The sequence below is a fragment of the Bradyrhizobium sp. 61 genome (assembly GCF_023073075.1).
Lineage (GTDB): Bacteria > Pseudomonadota > Alphaproteobacteria > Rhizobiales > Xanthobacteraceae > Bradyrhizobium > Bradyrhizobium barranii.
In genome coordinates, this window is record NZ_JADPIU010000067.1 from 173,735 (window position 1) to 191,312 (window position 17,578).

16 protein-coding genes and 1 pseudogene are annotated in these 17,578 nt (G+C 64.0%); 9 read left to right on the forward strand and 8 right to left on the reverse strand.

Annotation, left to right across the window (positions count from 1 at the left end; genetic code table 11):
• Window positions 1-30: 30 nt before the first annotated feature.
• The 5 genes from IVB46_RS24725 to IVB46_RS24745 form a co-directional block, all read right to left on the reverse strand.
• On the reverse strand, window positions 31-423 hold the full coding sequence (locus tag IVB46_RS24725) for a cytochrome C oxidase subunit IV family protein (RefSeq protein WP_085404837.1): 393 nt from the start codon (window positions 421-423) through the stop codon (window positions 31-33).
• A 9-nt stretch (window positions 424-432) separates the two neighbouring features.
• Window positions 433-1,155 (reverse strand): heme-copper oxidase subunit III family protein, encoded by a 723-nt coding sequence (locus tag IVB46_RS24730; RefSeq protein ID WP_247307097.1) that lies wholly within the window; start codon window positions 1,153-1,155, stop codon window positions 433-435.
• A gap of 14 nt (window positions 1,156-1,169) precedes the next feature.
• Window positions 1,170-1,874: a cytochrome c oxidase subunit 3 gene (locus IVB46_RS24735; RefSeq protein WP_247307101.1), complete on the reverse strand. Its 705-nt coding sequence runs from the start codon at window positions 1,872-1,874 to the stop codon at window positions 1,170-1,172.
• Window positions 1,871-3,649 (reverse strand): cbb3-type cytochrome c oxidase subunit I, encoded by a 1,779-nt coding sequence (locus IVB46_RS24740; RefSeq protein ID WP_166094331.1) that lies wholly within the window; start codon window positions 3,647-3,649, stop codon window positions 1,871-1,873. Before IVB46_RS24740 ends, IVB46_RS24735 begins: the two co-directional genes overlap by 4 nt.
• 78 nt (window positions 3,650-3,727) lie before the next feature.
• Window positions 3,728-4,561, reverse strand: coding sequence for a cytochrome c oxidase subunit II (locus IVB46_RS24745; RefSeq protein WP_247307104.1), 834 nt, complete (start codon window positions 4,559-4,561; stop codon window positions 3,728-3,730).
• Between the two features lie 545 nt (window positions 4,562-5,106).
• On the opposite strand from IVB46_RS24745, the gene IVB46_RS24750 reads away from it, so the two are divergent.
• Window positions 5,107-6,015: a DUF2189 domain-containing protein gene (locus IVB46_RS24750; RefSeq protein WP_166105719.1), complete on the forward strand. Its 909-nt coding sequence runs from the start codon at window positions 5,107-5,109 to the stop codon at window positions 6,013-6,015.
• A gap of 54 nt (window positions 6,016-6,069) precedes the next feature.
• Here IVB46_RS24750 and IVB46_RS24755 read toward each other — a convergent pair whose 3' ends face one another.
• Both IVB46_RS24755 and IVB46_RS24760 read right to left on the reverse strand, forming a co-directional pair.
• Window positions 6,070-7,269, reverse strand: coding sequence for a DUF2865 domain-containing protein (locus IVB46_RS24755; RefSeq protein WP_071915135.1), 1,200 nt, complete (start codon window positions 7,267-7,269; stop codon window positions 6,070-6,072).
• A 130-nt stretch (window positions 7,270-7,399) separates the two neighbouring features.
• The gene (locus IVB46_RS24760; protein ID WP_063983982.1) at window positions 7,400-7,705 is read right to left on the reverse strand and encodes a hypothetical protein; all 306 of its coding nucleotides are present in this window, start codon (window positions 7,703-7,705) and stop codon (window positions 7,400-7,402) included.
• 289 nt (window positions 7,706-7,994) lie between these two features.
• Here IVB46_RS24760 and cysS point away from each other — a divergent pair, with 289 nt between their 5' ends.
• The 4 genes from cysS to IVB46_RS24780 all read left to right on the forward strand — a co-directional run bounded on the left by cysS (window position 7,995) and on the right by IVB46_RS24780 (window position 12,099).
• The gene (gene cysS / locus IVB46_RS24765) at window positions 7,995-9,377 is read left to right on the forward strand and encodes a cysteine--tRNA ligase (RefSeq protein ID WP_247307107.1); all 1,383 of its coding nucleotides are present in this window, start codon (window positions 7,995-7,997) and stop codon (window positions 9,375-9,377) included.
• Between the two features lie 115 nt (window positions 9,378-9,492).
• Window positions 9,493-9,984 carry a GNAT family N-acetyltransferase gene (locus tag IVB46_RS24770; RefSeq protein WP_063986451.1) on the forward strand — a complete coding sequence of 164 codons (492 nt, stop codon included), beginning with the start codon at window positions 9,493-9,495 and terminating at the stop codon, window positions 9,982-9,984.
• Window positions 9,981-11,579: a citramalate synthase gene (gene cimA / locus IVB46_RS24775; RefSeq protein WP_247307109.1), complete on the forward strand. Its 1,599-nt coding sequence runs from the start codon at window positions 9,981-9,983 to the stop codon at window positions 11,577-11,579. The genes IVB46_RS24770 and cimA overlap by 4 nt, the downstream gene beginning before the upstream one ends.
• 142 nt (window positions 11,580-11,721) lie before the next feature.
• Window positions 11,722-12,099 carry a VOC family protein gene (locus IVB46_RS24780; protein ID WP_247307112.1) on the forward strand — a complete coding sequence of 126 codons (378 nt, stop codon included), beginning with the start codon at window positions 11,722-11,724 and terminating at the stop codon, window positions 12,097-12,099.
• Window positions 12,100-12,103: 4 nt separating this feature from the next.
• On the opposite strand, the gene IVB46_RS24785 is transcribed toward IVB46_RS24780, so the two are convergent.
• Window positions 12,104-12,709: a TIGR00730 family Rossman fold protein gene (locus IVB46_RS24785; RefSeq protein ID WP_071915130.1), complete on the reverse strand. Its 606-nt coding sequence runs from the start codon at window positions 12,707-12,709 to the stop codon at window positions 12,104-12,106.
• 201 nt (window positions 12,710-12,910) lie between these two features.
• Between IVB46_RS24785 and IVB46_RS24790 the strand changes: the two genes are divergently transcribed.
• The 4 genes and pseudogenes from IVB46_RS24790 (at window position 12,911) to IVB46_RS24805 (ending at window position 17,562) form a co-directional block, all read left to right on the forward strand.
• Window positions 12,911-14,869, forward strand: a complete 1,959-nt coding sequence (locus tag IVB46_RS24790; protein WP_247307115.1) for an ABC transporter ATP-binding protein/permease — start codon at window positions 12,911-12,913, stop codon at window positions 14,867-14,869.
• Window positions 14,870-14,935: 66 nt separating this feature from the next.
• Window positions 14,936-15,655 (forward strand): annotated as a pseudogene (locus tag IVB46_RS24795) (phosphatidylserine decarboxylase); the annotation flags it as partial.
• Between the two features lie 80 nt (window positions 15,656-15,735).
• Window positions 15,736-16,620 (forward strand): phosphatidylcholine/phosphatidylserine synthase, encoded by an 885-nt coding sequence (locus IVB46_RS24800; protein ID WP_166094396.1) that lies wholly within the window; start codon window positions 15,736-15,738, stop codon window positions 16,618-16,620.
• Window positions 16,621-16,842: 222 nt separating this feature from the next.
• Window positions 16,843-17,562 carry an RraA family protein gene (locus IVB46_RS24805; protein ID WP_247343670.1) on the forward strand — a complete coding sequence of 240 codons (720 nt, stop codon included), beginning with the start codon at window positions 16,843-16,845 and terminating at the stop codon, window positions 17,560-17,562.
• The last annotated feature ends 16 nt before the right edge of the window (window positions 17,563-17,578 follow it).

Sequence of the window (17,578 nt, forward strand, 5' to 3'; positions counted from 1 at the left end):
GGGGCATGACAGTGCGAAATCAGCTTGCCGCTACGACGGGGTTGCGAAAAACATCACCCGAAGCAAGTGGGTGTATTCGGATTCGAGCACCATGATGGTCACAAACACCATTACCGCGATCGGCGGCAGCAGGATGGCATAGGTGAGGGCCAGCCGCTCCCAGGCCATGTGCATGAAGACGGCGACGATCAGGCCGGCCTTCAACACCATGAACAGCAGGATCAGCGACCACCTGAGGTAGCCGTGTAGGCCAAAGTAGTCGACGAGGTAGGAGCACGTGCTGAGGACGAACAGCCAGCCCCAGACCACGAGGTAGAGCTTGATCGGGTGCTGTTGCCCCTTGGCGTGCACGGCTGCTGTTGCGACTGCGCCGTGCGCCGGAGCGTGGAGCTGGCCTTCCATGTGTACCGCCGCGTTTGTCATGCGCCGACCTCACCAAAGATAGAACAATGCAAAGATGAACACCCACACGAGATCGACGAAGTGCCAGTACAGGCCCATGATCTCGACGATCTCGTAATAGCCCTTGCGGCTTGTGAAGAAGCCACGCCTCTCGATGTCGAAGTCGCCCCGCCAGACCTTTCGCGCGATCGCGATCAGGAAGATCACGCCGATCGTCACGTGGGTGCCGTGGAAACCCGTGATCATGAAAAAGCTTGAGCCAAACTGCGCCGCGCCCCATGGATTGCCCCAGGGTCGAACGCCCTCCATGATCAGCTTGGTCCATTCGAACGCCTGCATTCCGACGAAGGTTGCGCCGAATGCCGCCGTGACCAGCATCAGGATTGCGGTTCTCACGCGATCCCGGCGGTAGCCGAAATTGACGGCCATCGCCATTGTTCCGCTGCTGCTGATCAGGACGAAGGTCATGATGGCGATCAGGATCAGCGGGATGTGGTTGCCCCCGATATTGAGGGCGAAGACTTCGCTGGGATTCGGCCACGGCACGGTCGTGGACATGCGCGCCGTCATGTAGGAGAGCAGGAAGCAACTGAAGATGAAGGTGTCGCTGAGGAGGAAGATCCACATCATGGCCTTGCCCCAGGACACGTTCTTGAAGGCGCGCTGATCGGACGCCCAGTCGGCGGCGATGCCGCGCCAGCCTTCAAGCCGCGCAGGCGATTGGCTCGAATGTGTCAGCACGGTTTCAGCCATCTGGTCTCGCCTCCCTAGCTCAGCAATTGACGGCAGATGTTGACGAAATCGTCGGTCCAGCCCGTGAGAAGACCGAGCAGGACAAGCCAGACCAACAGCAGGAAGTGCCAGTAGATGGCGCACAGCTCCACGCTCAAGCGCATGTCGGCGATCTCGGTGCCGCGCCACACCTTGGCCGAGGTTCGCCCGAGGGCCACCAGGCCGCCCGTCAGATGCAGCCCGTGCACCGCAGTCAACAGGTAGAAGAAGGAATTGGCCGGATTGGACGCCACGAAATATCCGGCAGCCCCGAGCCGTTGCCAGGCCAGGAGCTGTCCGGCGAGGAAGATCACGGCAGAAGCGCCGCCGGCGAGCAGACCGATCTTGACGCTCTCGGTATCGTCTCGCCCGGCAGCCACGTACGACCATTGCAGCGCGACACTGCTCAGGACCAGGACGCCCGTGTTGACCCACAGCAGCCGCGGGACCGGCAGCGGCCGCCAGTCCACCACGCTCATGCGCATCGAGTAGGCGCTGATGAAGAGGACGAACAGTGCGCTCGCTACAGCGAGAAACACGCCAAGTCCGACCTTCGCTGCCGGCCAGGTCATGCTATCGCCGCCGGGGAAGTCACCGACCGAGCCTTCCTCCAGCCAGGGCTTGGCCATCAGCCGCTGCTGCGACAGCCACCATCCGGCGATCACCGCAAGCACAGCCAGGAACAGGATGATGGCGCTCACGAAGCAGCTCCCTGAACGAGCTGCGTCGCGCGTGGCGGCTGGTTCTGCGGAATGAAGTCCTCCGCGGCGCCGGGCACACTGTAGTCATAGGCCCAGCGGTACACGACCGGGAGCTCCTTGCCCCAGTTGCCGTGTCCGGGGGGCGTCTCCGGCGTCTGCCACTCCAGCGTCGTCGCCCGCCACGGATTGCCGCCCGAGGCCTCACCCTTGAACAGGCTCCAGGCAAGATTGAACAGGAACACCATCTGGCTGAAGCCGACGGTCAAAGCCACCACGGAGATGAAGGCGTTCAGTGTATGGGCCGAGGACGGGATGAACGCCGTGTCGCCGAGTTCGAAATACCGGCGCGGAACCCCGAGCAGTCCAAGATAGTGCATGGGGAAGAAGATCAGGTAGGCGCCGAGGAAGGTGACCCAGAAGTGAAACTTGCCGAGGAGGTCGTTCAGCATCCGCCCCGTGACCTTGGGGTACCAATGATAGATCGCGCCGAGCACGACCATGATCGGCGCCACGCCCATCACCATGTGGAAATGCGCGACCACGAACATGGTGTCCGAGAGGGGCACGTCCACGACGACGTTGCCGAGGAAGAGGCCGGTGAGGCCGCCATTCACGAAGGTGATGATGAAGCCGAGGGCGAACAGCATCGGCACCCTGAGATGAATGTCGCCGCGCCACAGCGTCAGCACCCAGTTGTAGACCTTGATCGCGGTGGGGATGGCAATGATGAGCGTCGTGGTGGCGAAGAAGTACCCGAATTGCGGGAACATGCCGCTCACATACATGTGGTGTGCCCACACGACGAAGCTGAGCGCACCAATCCCCACGATGGCCCAGACCATCATGCGATAACCGAAGATGTTCTTGCGCGCATGCGTGCTGATCAGATCCGAGACGATTCCGAAGGCGGGCAGGGCGACGATGTAGACCTCGGGGTGGCCGAAGAACCAGAACAGGTGCTGGAAGAGCAGCGGGCTGCCGCCGCCATATTTCGAAAGCGTGCCCATCTCGACGAGGGAGGGCATGAAGAAGCTGGTTCCCAGGAGACGGTCGAGCAGCAGCATGACCGAGGCAACGAAGAGCGCAGGGAATGCCAGCAGCGCCATGACGGTCGCCGTGAAAATGCCCCACACCGTGAGGGGCAGGCGCATCAACGTCATGCCGCGGGTGCGCGCCTGCAGAACCGTGACCACGTAATTGAGCCCGCCCATGGTGAAGCCGATGATGAACAGGATCAGGGACGACATCATGAGAATGATGCCCCAATCCTGCCCGGGCGTTCCGGAGAGGATGGCTTGCGGCGGGTATAGCGTCCAGCCGGCGCCGGTGGGGCCGCCGGGCACGAAGAATGTCGAGGCCAGTACCAGGACTGCGAGCAGGTAGACCCAGTAGCTCAGCATGTTCACATAGGGGAAGACCATGTCCCGGGCGCCGACCATCAGCGGGATCAGGTAGTTGCCGAAGCCGCCGAGGAACAATGCGGTGAGCAGATAGATCACCATGATCATGCCGTGCATGGTGATGAACTGGAGGTACTGGTTGGCATCGATGAAAGAGAAGGTACCGGGGAATCCCAGTTGCAGTCGCATCAGCCACGACAGCACCAGGGCCACCAACCCGATGGCCGAGGCCGTCAGCGAATACTGAATGGCGATCACCTTGGCGTCCTGCGAGAAGACATACCGTGTCCACCAGCTCCTTGGATGATAGAGCTCGACTTCAGGTACTTCGGCAGGCGGGATGCCTGCGATCCCTTCATATGGAATATCGACCATAGAAACCTCCTCGGTCGTTTCCATCGGGGGTGAGGCGTCGGCCTCGTGCACCCGATCCATCTTCGCAGCGGCAGCCTGCTACTTGCCACCGGATTGGTACGTCGCCTTCACGACAGCTCTTACCGGCGACAATTCGGCAAACGTCTTTTGTTGCTCCAGCCAAGCGTGATATTCACGCTCTTCGTCGACGATGACCTTGGCCCGCATCTGATAATGAGCAGCGCCACAAAGCTCCGCACATAGAACATCGAACGTTCCGGTTCGGATCGGCGTTATCCAGAAGTAGGTCACCATGCCAGGGACCATGTCCATCTTGGCGCGGAATTCGGGCACGTAGAAATCGTGCAGGACATCAACCGAGCGGAGCAGAACCTTGACCGGCTTTCCCATTTGAAGGTGCAGGTCGCCGTTCTCGATCACGACGTCGTCCTGCGCGTGCGGGTCGTCACGATTGAGTCCCATCGGATTGTCGGAAGCGATGTTGCGGACATCGGATGTGCCCAGCCGCCCATCCTTGCCCGGAAGGCGGAAGCTCCATTGCCATTGCTGGCCCATGACTTCGACCTCGGTGGCATCCGCAGGCACCGTCACGAACTGGTGCCAGACCACGAGACCGGGCGCGAGCATGGCGGCGACGCCGACGCCGGTCCCGACGCTCAGCCACCATTCGAGCTTTTTGTTTTCCGGATTGTAGTCGGCCCGTCTTCCCTCTTTGTGGTGAAAGCGGAAGACGCAATAGGCCATGAAGGCGATGACCGCGACGAAAACGAAGCCCGTGATCCAGAACGTGATGCTGATGGTGTGGTCGATATAGGCCCAGTTCGTGGCGATCGGCGTCCACCACCACGGGCTGTAGAGGTGAAACAGCACCGAGCCGATCGCGACCAGAAGCAGTATCAGTGCGACAGCCATCCTGATCCATCCTTGCCATCGAAGGCTACGGATACGAATCCAGGGCGGAGCTCACGTCTGTCGCGATGGCGGACTTTCTCTACGCGGACATCTATGCTGACATATGCGCCATCACCGCGCCTCTTGCCTCGCCCATTCAACCGGTCGCGATATTCAAGAGGAACACCGCGACCGCTGGGGGCGTCCAGACTTTTAAAATGATCCCCCGCGAACCCGGCGTCAATAGCATGTCAACACGCTTAGGCGGCGTGGGCGATCCATGTTGCCGTGCAAGCTGGCGAGCGTCAGTCGCATTCTCGATGTGATGCATCGCACAAAATATGCGACGCACAATTCACCCCGCCGGGAGCGCTGGTCATTCCAGATCGCGCGCGCTAAGCTCGGGGCGCAGGTCGCGACGGGTTTCGTCCGGCTAAGCTCCTTCCTCGTTGAGCCTGGAACTGCCGTACTCGGCTCGATCGCGTCTCCCGCACATAAGGGCGGATACGCGCGGCCGGAAAGCGCGCCGTTTGCCGCCGCGACTTTCAGCAGAGGAGGGTGTGTCCATGGCCACTCTTTATCCCGACAACATCATAAAGCGGCACCTGTTCGGCGAAGCGGCCTCCTACCCCATTCGCAAGATCAGCTTGTCCGACCTGACCGAGGCCCTACGCCTGGGTTGGGAGGATTTCCAGGCGATGCCGAGCCACGCGATCGTCGTGTGCGTGATTTATCCCGTTCTCGGTCTCGTCCTGTTCAGGATGGTTCTCGGCTATTCGGTGCTGCCGCTCCTGTTTCCGCTGGCTGCCGGCTTTGCCTTGATCGGCCCTTTTGCCGCGATCGGTCTCTATGAACTCAGCCGGCGTCGCGAGCGCGGCGAGGAGGTCGATGCATGGGATGCGATCAAGGTGCTGCGCGCACCGTCGTTCGGCGCCATGGTCGAGCTCGGCGTGCTCCTGCTGGTCCTGTTCGGGGCCTGGATCGGTGTCGCGAACGCAATCTATGTCACGATCTTCGGTCACGCGGCGGCCGCAAGCATTCCCGACTTCGCAACGCGCGTGCTGACGACACCGGAGGGCTGGTCGCTCATCATCGTCGGTTGCGGTTGTGGCTTCCTGTTTGCGGTTGTGGCCTTGTGCGTCAGCGTCGTGTCGTTTCCGTTGATGCTCGACCGGCATGCGACTGCGATCGACGCGATCCGCACGTCGCTCCGAGCAGTGGCCGCAAATCCGGTTGCGATGGCCGGATGGGGCCTCATCGTCGCGGCGCTGCTCGTGATCGGCTCGCTGCCGTTCTTCGTCGGTCTCGCTGTCGTCCTGCCGGTGCTCGGTCATGCCACCTGGCACCTCTATCGGCGGGTGGTCGAGCCGAATCCGAATCCACCGGACGAGCCGCCCCCGCCCCCGAAGGGAAAGCGCTACGCAGCGGACTTTCCGGCCAATCTCTTCCCGTGGAGCCGCGAGGGTAAGCAGTAACAGCGAAACGGCCGCACCTGGCGGCCGCCTTCGCGGGGCATGACGGGTTAGAGCCTACTTCTGCTGCTGCGGCAGGAACGTCGGACCGACCGAGCGGATCGGCTTGTTCTCCGACGACGGGGGGGCCGTGCCGGTATCAGCAGGCGCGGCCGCAGCCGGCGCGCTGGCCGTCGTCGGCGCGGGAGCCGCGCCCTTCTTGGCAGTCGCAGGCGTGCCCTTGTTGAGCCGCTGCTGCTGCATCTTCTTGGCGCTCTCCTCGGTGACGATGATGTCACCCTGCTGCTCGGCCGCCGCCTTGTCGTCGGCGGATTTCAGCGCGTCGGCCCAGGTCTGGCCCGCGGCCTTGCAGGAGCAGGACGGGTTGAACTCGCTGCGGAATTTGAACGCGGTCGGCAGCGCCGTGTAGGGCTGGCCGCTGGTGGAGACCGCGGAGTTCATGTCCTCGCCGGGATTGCGATGGGTGTAGAGCACGGCTTCCGCGGCCGGGCACAGCGCCTTGCAGGTCTTCTCGTCGTCGGGGAAGCGCGCCGGCACGGTGGCAAACGAGACCGGGAAATAGGCGCCATCGCAGGTGCGCACGCACACGGTGCGGTAGGTGCCGGATTGCGGTCCGAGATCGGAGGGCGGCACGCCTTGCGGATTGTTGGGGTTGTTGCCGCCGCCGCCGAACAGATTGTTCAGGAAGTTGCCGCCGCCTTGCGATTGCGCGGCGTTGGCATATTGCGGGCCGCAATTGTTCTGCGCCAGCGCCGCCAGCACCGAGCGGCGCTGGTTGTCGCGCTCCGGGCTGAAGCCGCCGGGGCCGCCGCCGCGCAGGCGTTCGAGATTGCCGGTGATCTGGTCCAGATTGGCGCGCATCTGCTGGATCTGGGTGTTGACCGGGCCGCATTGCGCCGACTGGCCGTTGAACAGTGAGAAGAAGCCGGAGGAATCGCAGCCCATGCGCTTGGCCTGCATGGTGACGCGGTCGAGCTCGGCCTGTTGCTTGGCTTGGGAATCCTGATAGCGGCGGATCTGGTCTTCGCGCGCGGGGTCGCCACCGCCGCCGCCACGATCGAGCCCGGCGAGCTGGCCTTCCAGCCGCACGCACATCGGATTGGGGCCAAGCCCGTTCTGGCCGGGCTGAGGCGGCGGGCCGGGCGGGCCGGCTTGCGCGAAAGCACCGTTGGCGAGCACGACCGTGCTCAGAAGCACGGTGCAGGCAAGGATGGAGCGAGCACGGGAGAGAGACAAAAATTCAGGCATATCCGCCATTCTAGCGAGGTCACGGCCCAGCGTGATTTTGGGGGCCGACGCGCGCCCTCCAATAGCCGCTTCCTGCGGCATCGTCACGTCGTTTCAGGGGCCGAAAACTGGTCCTAAGGTCCGCCAGCTCCGAGGGAATTCAGCGCTGGCAGGTGATTGCGACATATTCGTCGCAATGGCCATGGGAGCAGTTTGCGCCAGTTTTGGGGACAGAGCCGGTAATTTCGTCGGGATCGACGCGGCGGTAGGCCGAGGCCTGGGCAAAATCGCGTGACTGGCAATAGGTGCGCGCGACCTGTGCGCCGCATTTCTCACCCTTGGCGAGGCACTGGTCGACACCGTAGCCGTCCGCCTGGTTGGCGATGATGAAGACGCGGGTCTCGGCGAGCGCGCTGGATGCCGCGATGATGGAGGCACAAGAGACGAGCGCGAGCAGGGATCGCATGGGTGCACCGGGGCTTTAGGGAACCGCCGGGTTCCAAGTAAACTCAAAAGGTTAAGGATGATGAACCATCAAGGCGGGACGGCCGCGCTTTGCGGAGATAAAACGGCGTTTTCGCGGCTCTCTTGACGCGGGGGCGCCTGATAGCCCATATGTTCCCGCATGAACGGTCTCCTCGCCATTTGTGGCATTTGCCGCGAGATTACGAGCTAGCGATTCGCTGGCTGGAGCCGTCTTTTCTCAAAAACATTGAGAGCCTCGGACGCCCGGCCATCAGCCGACGGGTATCCATATGGAATTGCGCCTTTACGATACGCTGAGCCGGGACAAGCGCACCTTCGTGCCGCTCGATGCGAAGAACGTCCGCATGTATGTCTGCGGACCGACCGTCTACGACTTCGCCCATATCGGCAATGCGCGGCCGGTGATCGTGTTCGACGTGCTGTTTCGGCTGCTGCGCCATCTCTATGGCGAGGCGCACGTGACGTATGTCCGCAACATCACCGACGTCGACGACAAGATCAACGACCGCGCCGCGCGCGATTTTCCGGGGCTCCCGCTCAACGAGGCGATCCGCAAGGTCACCGAGCAGACCGGCAAGCAGTTTCACGCCGACGTCGACGCGCTCGGGGCGCTTCGGCCGAGCGTCGAGCCGCGCGCGACCGAGCACATCGGCGAGATGCGCGAGATCATCGAAAGGCTCATCAAGGGCGGCTTTGCCTATGCAGCCGAGGATCACGTGCTGTTCTCGCCGCAGGCGATGAACGCGGCCAATTCCGAGTTGCCGCGCTATGGCGCGCTGTCCAATCGCTCGCTGGACGAGATGATCGCCGGCGCCCGCGTCGACGTCGCGCCCTACAAGAAGGACAATACCGACTTCGTGCTGTGGAAGCCGTCCAAGCCGGGTGAGCCGGCATGGCCGTCGCCGGCCGGGATCACCGCGCAGGGACGCCCGGGCTGGCACATCGAGTGCTCGGCCATGGCCTGGAAGCATCTCGGCGAGTATTTCGACATCCACGGCGGCGGTATCGACCTCGTGTTTCCGCATCACGAGAACGAGGTCGCGCAAACCTGCTGCGCCTTTCATCAGCAGCGTATGGCGAACTACTGGATGCACAACGGCTTCCTCCAGGTCGAGAGTGAGAAGATGTCGAAGTCGCTCGGCAACTTCGTCACCATCCACGAGCTGCTCGCGGACTGGCCGGGGGAGGTGCTGCGCCTGAACATGCTGAAGACGCATTACCGCTCGCCGATCGACTGGACCCTGAAGTCGCTGGAGGAGAGCGCCAGGACGCTCGACGACTGGTATCGGGTCGCGGCCGACGCCGAGCCCGGCCAGCCGGCCGCGTCCGTGGTCGAGCCGTTGCTCGATGACCTCAACACGCCGCTGGCGATCGCGGCGCTGCATGGCCTGCGTGGCAGCGACGTGGGCGCGCTGGCGGGCTCGTTGCACCTGCTCGGCTTCCTTTCCGAAAGCGCCGCGCAGTGGGAAGGGCGCAAGCAGCAGGCCAGCGGGGTCGATGCCAGGGAAGTCGAGCGCCTGATCTCGGAGCGGACGGCCGCCCGTAGCCGCAAGGACTTCAAAGAGTCCGACCGCATTCGCGATCTGCTTGCCGCGATGGGCGTTGCGATCAAGGACTCCAAGGACGGGACGACCTGGGAGGTCGCGCGATGAAGCGACCCGACACGCCTTTTCCGCGGCACTGGCTCTATTACATCGCGCTGAAGATCCTGCTGCTCGCGGCCGCCGTGGCGCTGGCGCTGAAACTCTATGGGATGTGGTGAAGACGATGGGACAGACTTTGCCAAAACCCGGCTTGCGGCCGTTCCTGCCTGATGACGTGCCGGTTCTCGCCGCGATCTTCACGGCAAGCATCGAGGAGCTGACCGGCGAAGACTACAACGAGGCGCAGCAGCAGGCCTGGATGGAAGCGGCGGAAACCGAAGAGTTCGGCAAGCGGCTCGCGGCCGATCTCACGCTGGTCGCCACGCTGGAGGGCTCGCCCGTCGGCTTCGCCTCGCTGCGCGGGGCCGATCACATCCATATGCTCTATGTGCATCCCGCCGTGACCGGTCAGGGCATCGCGACGATGCTGGTGGACGCGCTGGAGAAGCTCGCCGGCGGCCGTGGCGCGACCAGCCTGTCGGTCGATGCCAGCGACACCGCGCAAAACTTCTTCGCAAAGCGCGGCTATGTCGCCATGCAGCGCAACAGCATCACCATCAACGACGAGTGGCTCGCCAACACCACGATGAAGAAGACGCTCGGAGCCGCACAATGAGCAAGGAGCGCCTTTACCTGTTCGACACCACGCTGCGCGACGGCGCGCAGACCAACGGCGTCGATTTCACCCTGACCGACAAGCAGGTCATCGCGGCGATGCTCGACGATCTCGGCATCGACTATGTCGAGGGCGGCTATCCCGGCGCCAATCCGACCGACACCGAGTTCTTCGGCACCAAGCCCAAACTGAAGCATGCGCGCTTCACCGCCTTCGGCATGACGCGCCGGGCAGGGCGCTCGGTCTCCAACGATCCCGGCGTGGCCGGGCTCCTTGAAGCGAAGGCCGATGCGATCTGCTTCGTGGCGAAGTCCTCGGCCTATCAGGTGCGCGTCGCGCTGGAGACGACGAAGGAAGAAAATCTGGCGTCGATCCGCGACAGCGTCGCGGCGGCGAAGGCCGCGGGCCGCGAGGTCATGCTCGACTGCGAGCACTTCTTCGACGGCTACAAGGAGGATTCAACCTTCGCGCTCGCCTGCGCCAAGGCCGCCTATGAGGCCGGCGCGCGCTGGGTGGTGCTGTGCGACACCAATGGCGGCACCATGCCGAACGAGATCGAAGCGATCGTCGCCGAGGTGACGAAGCACATCCCGGGCGACCATGTCGGCATCCACGCCCATAACGACACCGAGCAGGCGGTGGCGAATTCGCTGGCCGCGGTGCGGGCCGGGGCGCGGCAGATCCAGGGCACCTTGAACGGCCTTGGCGAGCGCTGCGGCAACGCCAATCTGTGCTCGCTGATCCCGACGCTGAAGCTCAAGAAGGAGTTTTCCGACGCCTTCGAGATCAGCGTCACGCCCGAAAAGCTCGCAACTCTCGTCAAGGTTTCGCGCACGCTCGACGACATGCTCAACCGCGTGCCGAACCGGCATGCGGCCTATGTCGGCGAGAGCGCCTTCGTCACCAAGACCGGCATTCATGCTTCCGCCGTGCTGAAGGACCCGCAGACCTACGAGCATGTGCTGCCGGAATTGGTCGGCAATCATCGCAAGGTGCTGGTGTCAGACCAGGCCGGACGCTCCAACGTCATCGCCGAGCTCGACCGGGCCGGCATTGCCTACGAGAAGAGCGATCCCAAGCTGACGCGGCTGGTCGAGGAATTGAAGGAGCGTGAGGCTGCCGGCTACGCCTATGAATCCGCCAACGCCTCGTTCGATCTGCTGGCGCGGCGGACGCTCGGCAAGGTGCCGCATTATTTCGAGGTCGAGCAGTTCGACGTCAATGTCGAGCAGCGCTACAATTCGCACGGCGAGCGCGTCACCGTCGCGCTTGCAGTGGTCAAGGTCGACGTCGCCGGCGAGCGTTTGATCTCGGCCGCCGAAGGCAACGGCCCCGTCAACGCGCTCGACGTCGCGCTGCGCAAGGATCTCGGCAAGTACCAGAAGTACATCGAGGGCCTGACGCTGATCGACTACCGCGTCCGTATCCTCAACGGCGGCACCGGCGCGGTCACGCGCGTGCTGATCGAGAGCGAGGACGAGAACGGCGATCGCTGGACCACGGTCGGCGTGTCCCCGAACATCATCGACGCCTCGTTCCAGGCACTGATGGACTCGGTGATCTACAAGCTGGTGAAGTCGGGGGCGCCGGCGTAAGGGACGGCTACGTAAGGGACGGCGCGGCCACAAACGCCGTCATTGCGAGGAGCGAAGCGACGAAGCAATCCAGAATCGTTCCGCGGAGGGACTCTGGATTGCTTCGCTTCGCTCGCAATGACGAGGGGAGGGAGTACGGTATATGATCGACCACATCTCCGTCGGCGTCACCGATCTCGATCGCTCCGCAAAATTCTACGAGACCACGCTCGCCGCCCTTGGGCTCGCGCGGCTCGTCGTGCGGCCGCGGACGGTCGGCTTCGGCAAGACCTATCCCGAGTTCTGGATCAATCTGCGCGAGGGGATGCCGCGCGTGGCAGCGGAGAGCGGCGTGCACATCTGTTTGCGGGCGAAGACGACGGCCGAGGTCGATGCGTTTCACGCCGCGGCGCTGTCCGCCGGCGGTGCGTCCGACGGCGCGCCAGGCATCCGTCCGCATGACCGCGTGCGCTACTACGCGGCCTTCGTGACCGATCCCGATGGCAACCGGATCGAGGCGGTGACGTTTCCGGCGGAGTAAGGCGCTAGAGCTTGCGCGCCACTTCCGGGGCGAGCTGCGTTTCAGATTCGGCGATCTGTGCCGCTGCCGCTTTCAGCTTCGGCAGAATATCCTCGACGCGATCGGCCTTGAGGATGTCGACCGAAAGGCCGGCGCGGATGAACTCGGTCTGGCGCATGTGCGACAGCAGCGAAAACAGCGGCTCCCAGAAATTGTCGATGTTGGCTAGCAGCACCGGCTTGGCGTGACGGCCGAGCTGTTTCCAGGTCAGCTGCTCCACCAGCTCTTCGAGCGTGCCAACGCCGCCCGGCAGCGCCACGAAGGCGTCGGAGCGCTCGAACATCAGCCGCTTGCGCTCGTGCATGTCGGGGGTGACGATCATCTCCTGCACGCGGGTCAGCGCGTTCTCGCGCTTCCGGAGGAATTCAGGAATGATGCCGGTGACGGTGCCGCCGTGATCGAGCACGGAGGTCGCGACCGAGCCCATCAGGCCGAGCGAGCCGCCGCCATAGACCAGGCGGACGTTGTTCTCGGCGAGAGCCTTGCCGAACGCCTTGGCGCCTTCGGTGAAGCTGGGATTGGTTCCTGGGCCGGAGCCGCAATAGACGCAGACAGTTTTGATCGTGCTCATTGGTGCCATGATGCATTGCAGCGCAGGGGCGTCAAGCCCAATCGGTGATTCGGATCACCCGGAAATCTACCGGTAAATGGCGACAAACAATCAAAGATTCGCCATCTGGCGGGGTGCGCTGGCATCGGGAAGGCTCTATATGACGGGCGAAAACCGCAAATCGTAACGCTGCCCGCACCCGGCGGGCTTTCAGGCTTCTTGATGGACCAACCTCAATCGTTCGACGGCGCAGACGTTCCCGATCCTCCCGCAGGGGGATCGCTGGAGCGAGCCACGCTGATGGGCACGCTGGCGCATCTGTGGCCCTATATCTGGCCGGGCGACCGTTTCGACCTGAAGATGCGGGTGGTCTGGTCGATGGTGCTGCTGCTCGCCGCCAAGCTGATCACGTTGACCGTGCCGTTCAGCTTCAAATGGGCGACGGATGCGTTGACCGGCGCCAACACCGCACCGGTGCAGCCCGACAACTGGCACCTCTGGGTGATCGCCTCGCCATTGCTGCTGACCGCAAGCTATGGCGTGACGCGCATCCTGATGGCGGTGCTGACGCAATGGCGCGACGGCATCTTCGCTCGCGTCGCCATGCATGCGGTGCGCAAGCTCGCCACCATCACCTTCATCCACATGCACGAGCTGTCGCTGCGCTTTCACCTCGAGCGCAAGACCGGCGGCCTGACGCGCGTGCTCGAGCGCGGCCGCGAGGGTATCGAGGTCATCGTGCGCATGGTGATCCTGCAGCTGATCCCGACCATCGTCGAGGTCACGCTGCTGCTTGCGGTGCTGCTGTGGCAGTTCGACTGGCGCTACGTGGTCGCGACGCTGATCACGGTCGCGGTCTACATGTACTACACCTACATCGCGACCGAGTGGCGGATCGGCATCCGCCGCAAGATGAATGATTCCGACACCGAGGCGAACACCAAGGCAATCGACTCGCTGCTCAACTACGAGACCGTGAAATATTTCAGCGCGGAGACGCGCGAGGCGCAGCGTTACGACAAGTCGGTCGCGCGCTACGAGGAGTCGAGCGTTCAGGCCTATACCTCGCTCGCGGTGCTCAACACCGGCCAGGCCGTGATCTTCACGCTCGGGCTGACCGCGACCATGCTGATGTGCGCGATCGGCGTGCGCAACGGCACCAACACGGTCGGCGATTTCGTGCTGGTCAATGCCATGATGATCCAGCTCTACCAGCCGCTGAATTTCATGGGCATGGTCTATCGCGAGATCAAGCAGGCCATCATCGACATCGAGAAGATGTTTGGCGTGATCGGACGCGAGGCCGAGATCAAGGACATGCCCGATGCGCAGCCGCTGGTCATCTCCGCCGGCATCGTGCGTTTCGACGACGTGCGCTTTGCCTATGAGCCGACGCGGCCGATCCTCAAGGGCATCAGCTTCGAGGTGCCCGCCGGCAAGACGGTCGCGATCGTTGGCCCGTCCGGTGCGGGCAAGTCGACCATCTCGCGTCTGTTGTTCCGTCTCTACGACGTCTCCGGCGGCAAGATACTGATCGACGGCCAGGACATCCGCGAGGTCACGCAGGATTCACTGCGCGCCTCGATCGGAATGGTGCCGCAGGATACGGTGCTGTTCAACGATACCATCCGCTACAACATCCGCTACGGCCGCTGGGATGCCGATGATGCCGAGGTCGAAGAGGCGGCGCGGCTGGCGCAGATCGACCATTTCATCCGCATGGCGCCGATGGGTTACGAGACCCAGGTCGGCGAGCGCGGCCTGAAGCTGTCCGGCGGCGAGAAGCAGCGCGTCGCCATCGCGCGCACCGTGCTCAAGGCGCCGCCGATCCTGGTGCTGGACGAGGCGACCTCGGCGCTCGACACCCACACCGAGCACGAGATCCAGGGCGCGCTCGACCGCGTGTCGAAGAACCGCACCTCGCTGGTGATCGCGCACCGGCTGTCTACCATCGTCGGCGCCGACGAGATCATCGTGCTGGACCAGGGCCGGATCGCCGAGCGGGGCACCCACGCCAAGCTGCTCGTGCAGGGCGGCCTCTATGCCAGCATGTGGAACAGGCAGCGCGAGGCCGAGGCGGCACGCGAGAAACTGGCCAAGATGGCGGATTCCAGCGAGGCGCCCAACCGGGAGCCGCCGCCGGTCGATGACGCCCTCGCGACATCGGCGGCCGCGGAGTGACCTTGTCTCGGGTCCCAACTCTGGCCTAAACAACTCCACCGCGCGGGGGCGACCCGGCGCCATCAACTCCCCAGGCGGCAGATAGCGATGTCCATCCTCGATTCGATCCAGCGTCAGATCCCGCCGATCCACAAGGAGGGCTATCCCTTCATTGGCGGCTTTGCGCTGGCAAGCCTGATCCTGTTCTGGCTGTGGTCGCCGCTCGGGTGGATCGGCACGATCCTGACCGTGTGGTGCGCGCTGTTCTTCCGCGACCCCGTGCGCGTGACGCCGGTGCGCGAGGGGCTCGTGGTGTCGCCGGCCGACGGCCGCGTCTCGATGATCACTATGGCGCTGCCGCCGGCCGAGCTCGGGCTCGGCGACCGGCCGCTGCCGCGCATCTCGGTGTTCATGAGCGTGTTCAACTGCCACGTGAACCGTAGCCCGATCGCGGGCAGGGTGGACCGCATCGCCTACCGGCCGGGCCTGTTCATCAACGCCGAGCTCGACAAGGCGAGCGAGGACAATGAGCGCAATTCGCTCGTGATCACGACGCCGACGGCCAAGATCGGCGTGATCCAGATCGCGGGGCTCGTCGCCAAGCGCATCGTCTGCTTCGTCAGGGAAGGGCAGGCGATCGGGGCGGGCGAGCGGTTTGGCCTGATCCGCTTCGGCTCGCGCCTCGACGTCTATTTGCCCCTGGGTACCAAGGCGCTGGTGTCGGAAGGGCAGACCGCGATCGCCGGAGAGACGATTTTGGCCGATCTTGCCGGGGACGACCCAAGCCGCGCCTACCGCGCCAATTAACCATTGGTAGGTGCATCAGGGCCTTCCGCCGCAATGGCGGAGGGGGACGGGGCTTGCTATATCTCGCCTTGAGGTAATCCATGACCCCCTACGATTTCAAAGATCCTGACGTGCGCCGCCGGCGGTTCCGCCCGATCCCGGTGCGGATGCTGGTGCCCAACGTCATCACGCTGCTGGCGATTTGCGCCGGCCTGACCTCGATCCGGCTGTCGATCGAGGGGCGGATGACGCTCGCGGTCTACGCCATCGTGTTCGCGGCCGCGCTCGACGGCATCGATGGTCGCGTCGCACGCATGATCAAGGGCCAGTCCAAGTTCGGCGCCGAGCTCGACAGCCTCGCCGACTTCGTCAATTTCGGCGTCGCGCCCGGCCTGATGCTGTACTTCTGGCAGCTGCATGAGCTCGGCAATGCCGGCTGGATCGCCGCCATGGTGTTCGCGATCTCCGGGGGCTTGAGGCTCGCGCGCTTCAACGCCACCATGGACGATCCGAACAAGCCGGCCTTCGCCGCCAATTTCTTCACCGGTGTGCCGGCGCCGGCCGGCGCGATCACGGTGCTGCTGCCGATCTACGTCGCGTTTCTCGATCTCGGCCGGCTGCCCGCGGCGGTGACGGCGGCCTATACGCTCTTGATCGCCTTCCTGATGGTGTCGCGCCTGCCGGTATTCTCCGGCAAGACCAAGCGCATGCGCGTGCCGCCCGAGTTGGTGCTGCCGGCGTTCGTCGCGGTGATCGTCTTCATCGCTATCCTGATCGCCTATCCCTGGCACGTGCTGTCGATCGGCACGGTACTGTATCTGCTCGGTTTGCCGCTCGGCTACAAATCCTACCGCGACCAGGCGCGCGCGATGGCGGCCACCGCGCCGTCCGGAGGCGAGGTCCCGTCGCCGCCTTCGGCGCCGACGCTGGCCAATTTGTCGGAGCCGCCGCACGACGACGACGACCGGCCCGGACGGCTGCACTAAAGCGCAATGAGATTTGGCTGAATCGTCATCGCGCTTTAGGTTGTTGTTTGAGCATGATCTTTTCGGAAAACCGCTGCGCACTTTTCCGGATCATGCACTGAGCGGTTTTCGCGGATATCTGCCATGAAGGCGGCCGAGTTGGGTTGAAGCCCGATCTCGGCTATATCGCCCTGTGCCGGCGGCACCGCGCCAACAGCGGCCGCCAATCTGGGAGAGAACGCCGTGACTGATAAAGCGACCGGGCCGCTGCCCGCTTCCGTCCTCGAAGCGCTGGGCCGCTATGACACCCCGACGATCTGCAATGCCATGGAGATCGTGGCGCCGGAGCGCCGGTTGATCGGCTACACCACCAAGCAACTGGTCTGCCCGTTTCCCGACCTGCCGCCGATCGTTGGCTATGCCCGCACGGTTGCGATCCGCTCGGTGCTGAAGTCCTCGCTGCCGGCCGAAGAGCAGTCCAGGCGCCGCATCGAATATTACGAATATGTCGGCACCGGCCACGGTCCGCGCATCTCGGTGATCCAGGACATTGACGGTCCCGACGTCGGCTACGGCGCGTTCTGGGGCGAGGTGCAGAGCAACGTGCACAAGGCGCTCGGCTGCCTCGGCGTCGTCACCGACGGCTCTATTCGCGACATCCCGCAATGGGCCCCGGGCTTTCAGGCGCTGGCCGGCTCGATCGGCCCGTCGCATGCCTGGGTGCATGCGGAAAGTTTTGGTGGCGAGGTGCGCGTCGCCGGCATGACCGTGAAATCCGACGACCTGATCCACGCCGACCAGCACGGCGCGATCGTGATCCCGCTCGACATCGCCGCAAAGCTTCCCGAGGCTGCCGAACTCTGTGGCCGCCGCGAGACGCCGATCCTGGAGATCGCGCGCAGCCCCGACTTCTCGCTGGAGAAGCTGAAGGCCGCGCTGAAGCGCTCGGCGGAGATTCACTAACGGGCGACCGAACGAC